The organism is Variovorax paradoxus (genome assembly GCF_030815855.1).
Classification (GTDB): Bacteria; Pseudomonadota; Gammaproteobacteria; order Burkholderiales; family Burkholderiaceae_C; genus Variovorax; species Variovorax paradoxus_M.
Genome location: NZ_JAUSXG010000001.1, coordinates 743,757 through 755,859 on the forward strand (window position 1 = coordinate 743,757; position 12,103 = coordinate 755,859).

Annotated in this window: 9 protein-coding genes; 3 read left to right on the forward strand and 6 right to left on the reverse strand. The window is 66.6% G+C overall.

Going from position 1 to position 12,103, the window contains the following annotated elements; translation table 11 throughout:
- Positions 1-3: 3 nt before the first annotated feature.
- Positions 4-1,086: a LacI family DNA-binding transcriptional regulator gene (locus tag QFZ42_RS03590; protein ID WP_307699633.1), complete on the reverse strand. Its 1,083-nt coding sequence runs from the start codon at positions 1,084-1,086 to the stop codon at positions 4-6.
- Positions 1,087-1,176: 90 nt separating this feature from the next.
- Between QFZ42_RS03590 and QFZ42_RS03595 the strand changes: the two genes are divergently transcribed.
- Positions 1,177-2,193, forward strand: coding sequence for a LacI family DNA-binding transcriptional regulator (locus QFZ42_RS03595; RefSeq protein ID WP_307699634.1), 1,017 nt, complete (start codon positions 1,177-1,179; stop codon positions 2,191-2,193).
- Positions 2,194-2,219: 26 nt separating this feature from the next.
- On the opposite strand, the gene QFZ42_RS03600 is transcribed toward QFZ42_RS03595, so the two are convergent.
- Genes QFZ42_RS03600 through QFZ42_RS03610 form a run of 3 tightly spaced genes read right to left on the reverse strand, consistent with a single transcriptional unit; the run spans position 2,220 to position 7,239 of the window.
- The gene (locus tag QFZ42_RS03600) at positions 2,220-3,065 is read right to left on the reverse strand and encodes a tetratricopeptide repeat protein (protein ID WP_307699635.1); all 846 of its coding nucleotides are present in this window, start codon (positions 3,063-3,065) and stop codon (positions 2,220-2,222) included.
- 30 nt (positions 3,066-3,095) lie between these two features.
- Entirely contained in the window at positions 3,096-5,468 is a 2,373-nt protein-coding gene (locus tag QFZ42_RS03605) for an MBL fold metallo-hydrolase (RefSeq protein ID WP_307699636.1), read from the reverse strand.
- Between the two features lie 25 nt (positions 5,469-5,493).
- A complete protein-coding gene (locus tag QFZ42_RS03610) occupies positions 5,494-7,239 on the reverse strand; it encodes a PHB depolymerase family esterase (RefSeq protein ID WP_307699637.1) in 1,746 nt (581 codons plus the stop codon).
- Positions 7,240-7,542: 303 nt separating this feature from the next.
- Here QFZ42_RS03610 and QFZ42_RS03615 point away from each other — a divergent pair, with 303 nt between their 5' ends.
- A complete protein-coding gene (locus QFZ42_RS03615; protein WP_307699638.1) occupies positions 7,543-8,505 on the forward strand; it encodes a Bug family tripartite tricarboxylate transporter substrate binding protein in 963 nt (320 codons plus the stop codon).
- Positions 8,506-8,555: 50 nt separating this feature from the next.
- The gene (gudD, locus tag QFZ42_RS03620; RefSeq protein ID WP_307699639.1) at positions 8,556-9,911 is read left to right on the forward strand and encodes a glucarate dehydratase; all 1,356 of its coding nucleotides are present in this window, start codon (positions 8,556-8,558) and stop codon (positions 9,909-9,911) included.
- A 102-nt stretch (positions 9,912-10,013) separates the two neighbouring features.
- Here gudD and QFZ42_RS03625 read toward each other — a convergent pair whose 3' ends face one another.
- Positions 10,014-10,886: an SDR family oxidoreductase gene (locus QFZ42_RS03625; RefSeq protein WP_307699640.1), complete on the reverse strand. Its 873-nt coding sequence runs from the start codon at positions 10,884-10,886 to the stop codon at positions 10,014-10,016.
- A gap of 103 nt (positions 10,887-10,989) precedes the next feature.
- Positions 10,990-12,030 carry an SDR family oxidoreductase gene (locus tag QFZ42_RS03630; RefSeq protein WP_307699641.1) on the reverse strand — a complete coding sequence of 347 codons (1,041 nt, stop codon included), beginning with the start codon at positions 12,028-12,030 and terminating at the stop codon, positions 10,990-10,992.
- Positions 12,031-12,103 lie beyond the last annotated feature (73 nt).

Here is a 12,103-nt window from a genome sequence, read left to right on the forward strand (position 1 = left end):
TATCTAGGCGCTCTCGCGCGAAACGATGGAGAAGCCCACGTCGACCTTCGCTTCTTCGACCTCGATGCCTTCGCTGCGGCTCACGATGAACCGAGCCGCGAGCTGGCCGATGCGCGTGCTGTCGATGCGCACGGTCGTGAGCGAGGGCGACACGTCCGCCGCGAAATCGAGGTCGCCGAAGCCGACCACGGCGATGTCCTGCGGCACGCGCAGGCCGCGCGCCGCGGCTTCGGTGACGACGCCGAGCGCCAGCACGTCCGAGCTGCAGAAGATGGCGTCGGTCTCGGGCTGATGCCGCAGCATCTCGCCCAGCGCCTGGCGGCCGCTACGCACGGTGGCCGGTGCCACCACGGTCTCGACCTGCGCAGCAAGCGCGCGCCCGCGCGCGGGGCCGTGTAGCGCCGCATTGACGAAGGCGCTGGCCCGGCGGGCCGCACGCTCGTGATTGCCGCCGATGAACCCCAGGTGGCGACGGCCACGCTCGATCAGGAACGCGGCCACGGCGGTCGCGATGGCCTCGTGCGAGAAGCCGACCAGCATGTCGATCGGGTCCTGCACCATGTCCCACGTCTCCACCACCGGAATGCCCGAAGCCACAAGTTGCCGTCGGCCGGCCGGAGAGGGCACGACCCCGCCCAGCACGATGCCGTCGGGCCGACGGCCGATGATGGCTTCGAGCAGCGCGTCCTCCTTCTGCGTGCCATAGCCGCTCTGGCCCAGCATCAACTGGTGGTCGCGGGCCGCGAGTTCGGCGATGAGGGACTGCACCATCTCCTGGAACACCGGCCCGGCAATCGAAGGAACGACAGCCGCGACCAGGCGGCTTCGCTGCGAGGCCAGGCTTCCGGCCACCCGGTTGGCGACGTAGCCCGTCGACTCGACCGCCGCACGAACCTTCGCGAGGATGGCGGCCGACACCTGATCGGGCGTGTTCAGCGCGCGCGACACGCTCATCGCGGAGACGCCCGCCAGCTGAGCGACTTCGAGCAGGGTGATGCCGCCGGCGACCCTTCCGCGGCGCGGCGGCAGAGGCGAGGGCGCGGAACGTCCTGCTGCGGCAGGTTGTTTGTTCGAAGGGGTCGGCATGGACGGTGGCAAGGGCGCGAAAAGCTTAACCTGATTCGCGGTGCGGGCCTCAGGAGGCGCCAGCCCCGGCCGTTATAGTCCGCTCCAACCATGACAGATCGTCCTTTGCAGCCTCGCCATCTGAGCGTCACCGTGATGGACGTCGCCAAGCTCGCGGGCGTGTCGGCGATGACGGTGTCGCGGGTCTTCAATGCACCCCACTCGGTCAACGCCAAGACGCTCGCCAAGGTGCAGGCGGCGGTGGCGTCCACGGGCTACGTGCCGAATCGTGGCGCGGGGGGGCTGCGCTCCGCCAAGACACGCCTGGTGTCGGCGGTGGTGCCGACCCTGTCGGGGCCTGTCTTCCTGGACACCATCGAAGCGCTGAATTCCCGGCTCCAGCAGCACGGCTACCAACTCATGGTGGGGCAGAGCGGCTACAGCACCTCGACGGAGGACGACCTCGTGCGCGACATCATCGGGCGCCGGCCCGACGGCATCGTGCTCACCGGCGTCGTGCACAGCGAACTCGGGCGCCAGCGGCTCCTTGCGGCTGGCATTCCGATCGTCGAGACCTGGGATGTGGCGCTCGATCCGATCGACATGCTGGTCGGTTTCTCGCACGAAGCCGTTGGCCGCAGCGTCGCGGAATACCTGCTCCAGAAGGGCCGCAGGCGGCTCGCGCTGATCGGCGGCGACGATCCGCGTTCGGTGCGTAGAGCGGAAGCGTTCACTGCCATGGCGCAGGCACAGGGTGCCGTGGCCCCGATCGTGCATCTCGTCCCCGCGCCGACCAAGCTCAGCGATGGGCGGCGTGCCCTGCGTTCGATCCTGCAGTCCAACCTGCCGGTCGACGCGGTTTTCTGCAGTTCCGACATGCTGGCGCTGGGCGTGCTGACCGAAGCGCGTGCCGCCGGCCTCGGCGTTCCCGCCGATCTTTCGGTCGTCGGTTTCGGTGACCTGAACTTTGCGGCCGACCTGGACCCGGCGCTGACCACCGTGCGGATCGACGGGCGGCGCATCGGCCAGATCGCAGCCGACTGCATCGTCGAGCGAGCCGCAGGACGGCGTCCGCCGGAGCTGATCGTCGATGTGGGCTTCACGATCGTTCGTCGGGCGAGCGCCTAGCGTCGTCCCGGCCTTTCTGGCGCACGTCAGTGGGCGTGCCCCGGGACAGGGACTCGCCCTGGTTTCGCTTCGTCCTCGTGCGCATGGTCGTGCTCATGGTCATCGTGCGGTGCGACCCCTTCGCGGGACTTTTTGAGCCACGTGCGCGCGAGCACCGGGTTGCGCTCGACGCCCACACCGTTCTCATAAGCCAGGCCAAGGGCGCGTTGAGCCTGAGGATTGTCGGCTTTCGCTGCGCGCTTCAACCAGGCCATGGCCGTCGGCAGGTCCTTGCGGACGCCACTGCCCGACGCATAGCTTGCGTACAGCTCATACTGAGACTTCGCGGCGCATCGATCGGCGCGGGTCGCGGTCAGCCGATACCACTTGAATGCCTCGCGAGCGTTCCGCTCGGCGCCACCCAGACCCTGCCTGTAGAAGTCGGCCACCATGCATTGCGCGATCACGGCGCCGCCGTCCGCGGCGCGCTTGAACCAGTGGAACGATCTCACGAGGTCCTTGGGCGTGCGGCCGTTTCCGTTGAAGTAGACGAAGCCGAGGTCGGCCTGGGCCGGTGCGTACCCGTGCCGCGCCGACCGTTCGAGGTAACCGGATGCCGCGTCCAGGTCCAGTGCCCGGCCCGTTCGGCCACGGTAGTGGTTGGCGAGCTCGTATTCCGCCTTCGCAAAGCCCTGCGCGGCGGACGCCGCGTAGAGCTTGAACGCCTGTCCCTTGTCCATCGGCACCCCCGCGCCGCTGCTGTATCGCCGTGCCAGCTCGTATTGCGCTTCGGGATCGCCCGGATGCGCCGCCGCGGAAGAACCAGGAACGGCAAGGCAGAGCGCGAGGAGGGCAGGAAGGAGGCGAGCGGCCTTTGGATGATCCTGCGCCATCGATGGGTCTCCTCGCACAGCGGCCCCGCCTCATTGAAAGGTTTGGGTGACGACGGCCGGCACGACGATCTCGCTCGCCCGGGTGAGCGAGATGGTCTTCGTCTGCCCCTTGGCGATGGTGGCGAGCACGGCCTGCGCGTCGGCCAGCGAACTCAGGCGTTGCGTGCGCAGGTACTCCGGCGGATGGAAGGTGCCTTTGTCCGCGTGGACGGACTCGACGGGGCCGCCCTTGTAGGTGATGGTGGTTCCCAGCCCCGGACTGAACTGCGTGAAGCCCTCGGGGATGTAGCCCTTGTAGACCGTGTCCTGCACGTCGATGGCGACCTGCACGTAGTAGCCGCCCGGATCGTTCACGTACTGGTCGGTCGCTGTCGTGATGCCGTTCGCCAGCAGGGGGAGCTTCGGGTTCTTGTTCTGCGGACCGACGAAGCCCTGAATGATCTTCCCGTCGTCCAGGATTCGGGCCGACACGGAGGTCAGGCCGGCTTCGCGCCCGGGCTTGAACGGACCGGAGGTCTCGATGCTCTTGTACGTCGCATTCGCAGCGTCGCTCGCTGCGTAGGATGCCACCGAGCGGCGCTTCTCCAACTGGTTGGAGAACTCGCCGGTGATGTTCACGCCGCCGATGGCTGGCGAGTCGAACACCTTCGAGCGCATCGCATCGAGCATGGTCAGTTGGGCACCCGCGTTCGCCGGGTCGCGGTTGTAGGCCTTCAGCGCCTGGTAGACCTCGACGATGGGAAACTGGTTGGTGTGCTGCGGCGCCACGAAGTCCACATCGAGCGTGTTCTGCAAATAGCTGAAGCCATGCTGGAAAGACAGGCGCAACCAACCGTTGGCGGCGGTCGGGCTGTTGAGGCCATTGAAGCCGTAGCCTCCGTGGTAGCCAAAGGTGTAGAACTTGCCGTCGCCCGGGTTCTTCACCTTGAACAGCATGTTGGTGCTGCCCGGTGTGTGGCCCGGCGACCAGATCACCATGATCTTCACATTGCCGTAGTCGTACCACTTGTCGTATTCGTACGCATGCGAGACGCGCTCGCGGATCTCGGTCTCGCCGGCCGGCAGCGCTCCCGTGATGTTCCAGGCGTTGCCCTGCAGGTCGGAGGTGACGCCCACGGCATCTTCCTTCGACGCCCAGAGCGCGATCGGCTTGCCGGCGTTGTCCATCATCCTGAGCTGCTCGACGACCGTGCCGTAATGGTCGCTGTGGCCATGCGTCAGCCAGATGTCGGTGACCGATCGCGGGTCGACGCCGACAAGCTCCATGTTCTTCCAGTACTGGTAGCCGCTGTTGGGCCATCCGGCATCGACCTTGATCACTTTGTCGTCCGAGGGGTCGTCGGGCGTGCCCATGTCGGCCTTGAGCAGATACGAGGCGACTTCGTTGTCGCCCACGTAGTACATCGTGTTCTTCACCATCTCGAACGGCTCGGTGCTGCGGGAGTACGGCGCCGACGACGGCGAGGTCGCGTTGATCTTGTTATACGGCTGACCGGAGACGGGATCGCTGCCCTTGTCGGCCAGCATGGTGCTGAGCGTGGGCACGTCCCACACCGGCTTGCCGTCCGTGGTCGATTGCGGCGTGAAGTACCAGATCGCGACCACCTTGGCCGTCTCGGCCGCGAGGTAGTTGTTGTCGAAAAGCAGATAGGCGCTCTGGCGCGACGTGGTGCTGTAGTCGTAGCTGGCAGTGACCGGAATCGAAGCGAAGTTGGAAACGGCGCTCTTCGCATAGTCGGCGGTCTCGACGTTGAACACCTTCACATCGGGCGAGACCGCATAGGTTTCCTCGTAGCGCCTGATCGGCTGCGCATAGGGCCGGCCGGCCTGGTCCGCCGTCAGGTTGTGGCCGTCACCCACGGTGATGGTGCTGCCTGTCTTGTCGTAGACCCAGCCCGCCGCGACCATGGGGCCGGGCGCGTTGTCGTTCCGGCTCACGGCCGCGCCGTATTTCTTGAGGTTGAACTGGGCGGCGGTCGATTTGCCCTTCGCGAGGATGACATTGAAGATTGGCGTGGCGTCGACCGGAACGGCCACCGTGCCGGCATCGCTGCCGGGTATCCAGTCCACCAGATTACCCGGCACAAGGCTGGCGAGGAGGGTGGCCGTCTTCGCGGCGGGAACGGCGACCGACAAGCTCCTTGCGCCGCTCTGCGTGAGCACCGGGATGCTCACGGTGTCGTTGCCCTTGTCGTCCGAGATTGCGGCCGGCGTGCCGTACACGAGGCCCGCGGCCCTGAAGACCGAGGCTGCAGGTTGCACAGGCGGGGCCTCCGGGCTGCCGCCCGCGCCAGGGGTCCAAAACCCTCCGCTGCCGCTCGAGCCGTCTCCGCCGCAGCCGAGCACCAGGATGGATGCGAGCAGCGCAGGAACGATGCGCCGGTGGTTCAGAACTGTCTTCATGAGGGATCTCCAATGGCCATGGGCTTCAAAGGCGTTGCAAGGAGCCATCGGGGTTGCGGCGATAGCGCTTGAGCATCTCGTCCCACATCTTTCGGGCCTGGCCCGGATGCCACGCATGGCCGATGTCCGAGGTGATCTGCCAGCGGTATTCCGCGCGTCCGCTGTTCCAGATCTCGGTCGTGCGCCGCCCGTCGATCGTGATGGCCGGCGAGGAGAAGTTCTGGTTGACGGTTTCACGCCAGAACGTCCTCGCGGCCGTTTCGCCTGCGGTGCCGCCGGGAAATTCAGTCGGCAGTTCCTGCTCCCCCCGGCATTGCCACACCGGCAGCGCGATGTCGGTTCGCACGATGGGATTCGCATAGCTGGCAGCCGAGAGGTGCCCCGAATAGCACGGCGCGATCGCTGCGAACAGCTGCGGGTACTGCACCGCGATGCGGTTCGTGAGCGCGGTGCCCTGCGACGATCCGTTCAGGAAGACACGGCCGTCGTCGATCTGGTAGGTCCTCTTCATCTCCTCGAGCAGGTCGAGGAAGAACTGGACGTCGGGGTTGTCTGCATCGATCGATGTCGTCCAGGTCGCCTTGAGACCATGCGGATAGACAACGATGAAGCCTTCGTCGCGCGCCACGTCGTGCCACTCCGAGATCTGCGCCTGGAAACGAGCCGACCCGTTGCGGCCGTGAAACGAGAACAGCAGCGGAAGCTTCTTTCCTTCCGCCACCAGCTTCTGATATTGCGGAGGAACGTACGTCAACCAGCGCCGCGGCTCGCCGGGGCGCAGGCTCTTGATCGTCTCCGTGAGCCCCATGTCCGCGATGCTTTTTTCCGCATGCAGCGTGCCGTTGTAGGACTTGTTGTCCGGGAAGCGCACCACCTTGCCGAACAGCTCTTCCCAGACCAGCCTCGAGACCGCGGCCGACTCCGCAGGGCGGTCGAGCCGTGACAGCCTGACTTGCTGGACCGGATTGCCCTTCACGAAATCCGTCACGGTCGGAAGGCCGCCGACTGCCTGCTGGTTTTGCGCATCCGTTGCGTTGGCCTGCCGCCAGAAGCCCGTCTGCTTGGCAAATGGATCGGCGCCGCATTGGAATTGCCAGACGGCCATCGCGGTCTTGGGCAGGCTTTCCGCGGAGATATTGAGCGTTGCCGGTTCGGCGGCGGCGCCAAACGACGCGACGCCGGTGGCCATGACCCCGAGCTCGCGCATGGCGAGCTCTTGCGCCATGACGCCGCCGGATCCTGCGCCGGTCAGGAAAGTGGACATCGTCGATGGAAGCCCGTAGCGCGTGCGCACGGCTGCGGCCGCTGCGACGATAAACGCGTGATCGTCGGAGCGGGCCGCGTCCTTGACCGTGTTCCAGCCGGTTGGCTTGGCCACCGGAAAAATCGCGACGAAGCCCTTCTCTTCCGCGAGCGTGGGCCAGCCGGTGAGGCGGGCGCTGTCCTCGGCGGATTGCCCCGCCCGATGCAATGAGACGACCACTTCCACGCCCCTGGCGTCCTGGTCGCGAAGGGCCGCGACGTCGCGGGGCGCGTACTCGTAGTACTGCCGGTCCTCGCCGTTGACCTTGATCGTCTGCAAGACCAATGGAAGTGCTGCTGAGGAAGGGGCCGCTGTGGCGCCCGGCAAGGCGGCGCAGTCGTCGGTCACCGTCGCCTGGGCTGGCGGAGGTGCAGCAGGGGCCGAAATGAAGGCGTATCCGTTCGACCCGCCGCCACCGCAACCTGCGACCACGACCGATGCGGCCGCGAGCATCGTGAATTTCTTCATTCCTGTCTCCTGTTGGTTGCCCGTCGCTGGGCGGGAAGTTATCGTTAACAAATTGAATTGTTAGCGCAACCAAATTGAGTGCTCATCCGGATAAACCCGGCGGGAGAGAATTCTTTTCCCAATAGAGGAGAGGGCAGGGTGCGCACTCGGCGCTCGCCAAGCAGGTTGGGGTTAGCCTCAAGAAGAAATTTTTATGTTAACGTTAACATATACCCGGCAGATCGCATGGCCGGAACAGCTCGGGACGCTTATCGACGCGCTCGGCCCGCAGTAACTCCCCTCCACCCCTACAACGGAGACATCATGAAAAAGCTCTTGATTGCACTGGCCTGTTCGGTTTCGGTGGCCGCTTTCGCGCAGACGGCGAACTGGCCTGAAAAGCCCGTGACCATCGTCGTGCCATTCCCGGCGGGCGGATCGACCGACATGGTGGCGCGCGCGATGGCATTGCAGATGCAGACCAAGTTCGGGCAGACCTTCCTCGTCGACAACAAGCCCGGCGCCACAGGCACGATCGGCGCGGGTTTCGTCAAGCGCGCGGCACCGGATGGCTACACCTTGCTGGTCTCGTCGCTCGGTGCCTTCGTCGTGACGCCGCACCTGCAAAAGAGCGTGCCCTACGACGCGACCAAGGACTTCGACTACATCAGCGTCCCGGTCCAGGCGCCGAACGTGCTGGTCGCCAGCCCGGGGCAGAAGGCGCGCACCGTGGCCGAAGTGATTGCCGAACTGAAGGCGAACCCGGGCAAGGTGAGCTTCGCGAGCTCGGGCAACGGTTCGTCGGACCACCTGTCTGCCGAGGTCTTCTGGCAGCAGACCCAGACCGAAGGACTCCACATTCCCTACAAGGGCGGCGCACCTGCGATCAACGACCTGCTGGGCAATCAGGTGAACTTCTCGTTCCAGAACGTCAATGCCGTGCTCCAGCACATCAAGGCCGGCAAGCTTCACGCCATTGCCGTGACGGGCGACAAGCGCTCCCCCGTCCTGCCCAATGTGCCGACGCTGGCCGAGGCTGGCGTGAAGGGGGCCGAAGTCTATTCCTGGCAAGGTCTTGCGGCACCGAAGGGCTTGCCGCCGGCCGTCAAGGAGAAGCTGGCCGCGGCCGCGATTGCCGCCATCAACGACCCGGAGGTGAAGAAGCGGATGGTGGAGCAGGGCCTTGAGATCGTCGCCAGCACGCCCGCCGAGTTCACCGCCTTCCAGGCCCGTGAGTGGACCCGCTGGAAGACGCTCATCGAGACACGCAAGATCACCGCCGACTGACAGCCACGGGTCCGCGCAGCGGACCTTTCTCTTTCTTCTTCACCGAGCACATGACGACATCTCCTTCTTCCTCTCTTTCGTTCTCGACCCCCGTGGTCACCGCCATGCGCGTGGTCCCCGTCGCGGGGCACGACAGCATGCTGATGAACCTGAGCGGCGCGCACGGCCCGTTCTTCACGCGCAACCTGCTGATCCTGACCGACAGCGCCGGCCACACCGGCGTCGGCGAAGTGCCGGGCGGCGAGAAGATCCGCCAGACGCTCGAAGATGCGCGCGGCCTCATCGTGGGCCAGCCCCTCGGCCGCCACAACGCCGTGCTCAACAGCCTGCGCAGCGCCTTCGCCAACCGCGACAGCGGCGGCCGCGGCCAGCAGACCTTCGACCTGCGCGTGACCATCCATGCGGTCACCGCCGTCGAGGCGGCGTTGCTCGACCTGCTGGGCCAGCACCTCGAAGTGCCCGTGGCCGCACTGCTCGGCGAAGGCCAGCAGCGCGACGCGGTGCAGATGCTCGGCTACCTGTTCTACGTGGGCGACCGCACCCAGACCGACCTGCCGTACCAAAGCGCCCCCGGCGCCGACAACGACTGGTTCCGCCTGCGCCATGAAGAAGCGATGACCCCTGAAGCCATCGTGCGCCTGGCCGAAGCCACCCATGCGCGCTACGGCTTTACCGACTTCAAGCTCAAGGGCGGCGTGCTGCGCGGCGAAGAAGAAGTCGAGGCCATCCGTGCGCTGCACGAGCGCTTTCCGCAGGCGCGCGTCACGCTCGACCCGAACGGCGGCTGGCTGCTGCAGGATGCCATTCGCCTCTGCCGCGACCTGCATGGCGTCATGGCCTATGCCGAAGACCCGTGCGGTGCCGAGGGCGTGTTCTCGGGCCGCGAAGTCATGGCCGAATTCCGCCGTGCCACGGGTCTCCCGACCGCCACCAACATGGTGGCGACCGACTGGCGCGAGATGGTCCACAGCCTTTCGCTGCAGTCGGTCGACATTCCGCTGGCCGACCCGCACTTCTGGACAATGCAGGGCTCGGTGCGCGTGGCGCAGCTGTGCCAGGCCTGGGGCCTGACCTGGGGTTCGCATTCGAACAACCACTTCGACGTGTCGCTGGCGATGTTCACGCACGTCGCGGCGGCCGCGCCGGGCAAGGTCACGGCCATCGACACGCACTGGATCTGGCAGGACGGCCAGCATCTGACGAAGGCGCCGCTGCAGATCGAGGGCGGTTTCGTGAAGGTGCCGACGCGTGGCGGACTGGGCATCGAGCTCGACATGGACGCGGTCGAGAAGGCGCATCAGCTCTACCTGAAGCACGGACTGGGCGCGCGCAACGATGCGCAGGCCATGCAATACCTAGTCCCGGGGTGGACTTTCGACAATAAAAAACCATGTCTGGTCCGCTGAGGGCATGCACAGCTCGGGCCTACCGCACGCGTTGCATCATCCCCTGAGAAGCCAGGAGGTCATCACGAAGCCGCATCGGTATCGATGCCGGCTTCAACGAGCTCAGATGAAGGGCACGCCGCCGGTCACCGGGATGGTCGCGCCCGAGATGTAGCTTGCCTGGTCGCTGGCGAGCAGCACGTAGACCGCCTGCAGCTCCGCCGGCTGGCCCGGCCGCTTCATCGGCGTTTGCTTGCCGAACTCCTTCACCTGCTCGGCCGGCATCGTCGACGGGATGAGCGGTGTCCAGAACGGCCCCGGGGCCACGCAGTTCACCCGGATGCCTTTCTCGGCGAGGAGTTGCGCCATGCCGCCCGAAATGTTCTGGATCGCACCCTTGGTCGCCGCGTAGGCCACCAGCGTGGCGTTGGGCTTGTCGGCATTGATCGATGTGGTGCTGATGATCGAGGCACCCGGCTTCATGCGCGCCGCGGAAGCCCGGCACAGAAAGAAGTTGGCGTAGACGTTGGTCCGGAAGGTGCGATCGAACTCCTCGGGCGAGATCTCGTCGAGCGATTTGTGGCTCATCTGGAAGGCCGCATTGTTGACGAGCACGTCGAGCCGGCCGAACGCGTCGAATGCGCGGTCCACGAGGCTGCGGCAATGCGCCTCTTCGCAGATGTCGCCGGGCACCGCGATGCAGCGGCGGCCTGCGCGCTCGATCCATTCGCGGGTGACCTGGGCATCTTCCTCTTCCTCGGCAAGGTAGGAGATGAGCACGTCGGCGCCTTCACGCGCGAAGGCGAGCGCCACCGCGCGGCCGATGCCGCTGTCGCCGCCGGTGATGAGCGCGGCCTTGCCCTGGAGCTTGCCGCTGCCGACGTACGACTGCTCGCCGAAATCGGGTGGCGGCGACATCTTCGATTCGAGGCCGGGCGGTTGCTGCGCGGGTGTGGAAAAGGGCGGCTGCGCACCGGCTTGGCGAGGATCTGTCATGGTGGTTCCTGGATGAAGGGATGGATGGAAGGAAAGGGTGGAAGGGGCCGGCTCGGCGTTCAGGCGCCGGCGTCGTTCTCGGAATCGGCCGTGGGTGATTTCTTCATCGTGTGCTCCTTGCGTTGCTTGAAAGACAGGCGGCCACGGCCACCCCGGCGAGCGCGCCCAGGCCGAGCCACAGCGCATCGGCGGACCGCGCCTTTTGGCGGAAGCCCCCGTCGATGGCGCAGCCGCGCGAGGGCTCGAACAGGTTGCCGTCGGTGCGATCGGCGGGCGCGGCGTGTCGCATTGCCGCACCGCCCACCCATCCGAGCGCGCGCGCCATCAGGTGCGGCGCGAGCGCATGCATCAGGATGCCCGGGCGCGCCTGCGCACCGATGTAGGTGCGTGCGCGCGGCCGGGTGGCCAGCGCGACCAGCGCATTGGCCACACGGCGCGGGTCGACCACCGGCGGCGGTGGCCTGACCCGATGCCCGCTGTAGTTCGCGCCATGCGACATGCCGGGCGAATCCACGAAAGTCGGAAACACCTCGCAGACGTGGATGCCCGGATGGCCCGAGAGCTCCGCGCGCAGCGACTCCGAGAACCCGCGAATGCCGAACTTGCTGGCGGTGTACGCCGCGGCATAGGGCGTGGCAACCCAGCCGCCCAGCGAGATCATGTGGACCAGCGTGCCGCGGCCGCGCGCGAGAAAGTGGGGAACGATGGCGTACGCGCCGTGCATGTGGCCGAGCAGGTTGGCCTCGACCACGCGCCTGTGCGATGCGAGCGGCGTGTCCTCGAACCGCCCCACGGCGCCGACGCCCACGTTGTTGATCCACATGTCCACTTGGCCGAAATGATCGATGGCCGCCTGCGCGAGAGCCGACATGGCCGCAGGGTCGGTCACGTCGGTAGGCACGGCGAGCGCGCGCGCACCGGCGCGCTCGCAATCGTCGGCCACCGACTGCAGCGTCTCCCGGTTGCGCGCGGCCAGCACGAGCGAGGCGCCCTGCGCGGCAAAGGCCAGCGCGGCGGCACGGCCGATGCCGCTGGAAGCGCCGGTGAGCACCACCACCACTTGGCGCAGCGTGTGAGGCGTGGCGTCGGCGGGTCCCGATGAGCGGTCGGAGGGCGAGGGTTTCGCTGCGGAGAGTGGAGACACGGAAAGAGCTCCTGCAGTGGGCGACGGCTCCACCTTTCGACGTCCCGGCGGCGGCGTGCGCGCGAGGCTTGCG

Coding starts and splice junctions, on each gene's coding strand:
- QFZ42_RS03615 (WP_307699638.1), top strand. CDS start 7,543: ATGAAAAAGCTCTTGATTGCACTGGCCTGTTCGGTTTCGGTGGCCGCT.
- QFZ42_RS03590 (WP_307699633.1), bottom strand. CDS start 1,086: ATGCCGACCCCTTCGAACAAACAACCTGCCGCAGCAGGACGTTCCGCG.
- QFZ42_RS03600 (WP_307699635.1), bottom strand. CDS start 3,065: ATGGCGCAGGATCATCCAAAGGCCGCTCGCCTCCTTCCTGCCCTCCTC.
- QFZ42_RS03595 (WP_307699634.1), top strand. CDS start 1,177: ATGACAGATCGTCCTTTGCAGCCTCGCCATCTGAGCGTCACCGTGATG.
- QFZ42_RS03605 (WP_307699636.1), bottom strand. CDS start 5,468: ATGAAGACAGTTCTGAACCACCGGCGCATCGTTCCTGCGCTGCTCGCA.
- QFZ42_RS03625 (WP_307699640.1), bottom strand. CDS start 10,886: ATGACAGATCCTCGCCAAGCCGGTGCGCAGCCGCCCTTTTCCACACCC.
- QFZ42_RS03610 (WP_307699637.1), bottom strand. CDS start 7,239: ATGAAGAAATTCACGATGCTCGCGGCCGCATCGGTCGTGGTCGCAGGT.
- gudD (WP_307699639.1), top strand. CDS start 8,556: ATGACGACATCTCCTTCTTCCTCTCTTTCGTTCTCGACCCCCGTGGTC.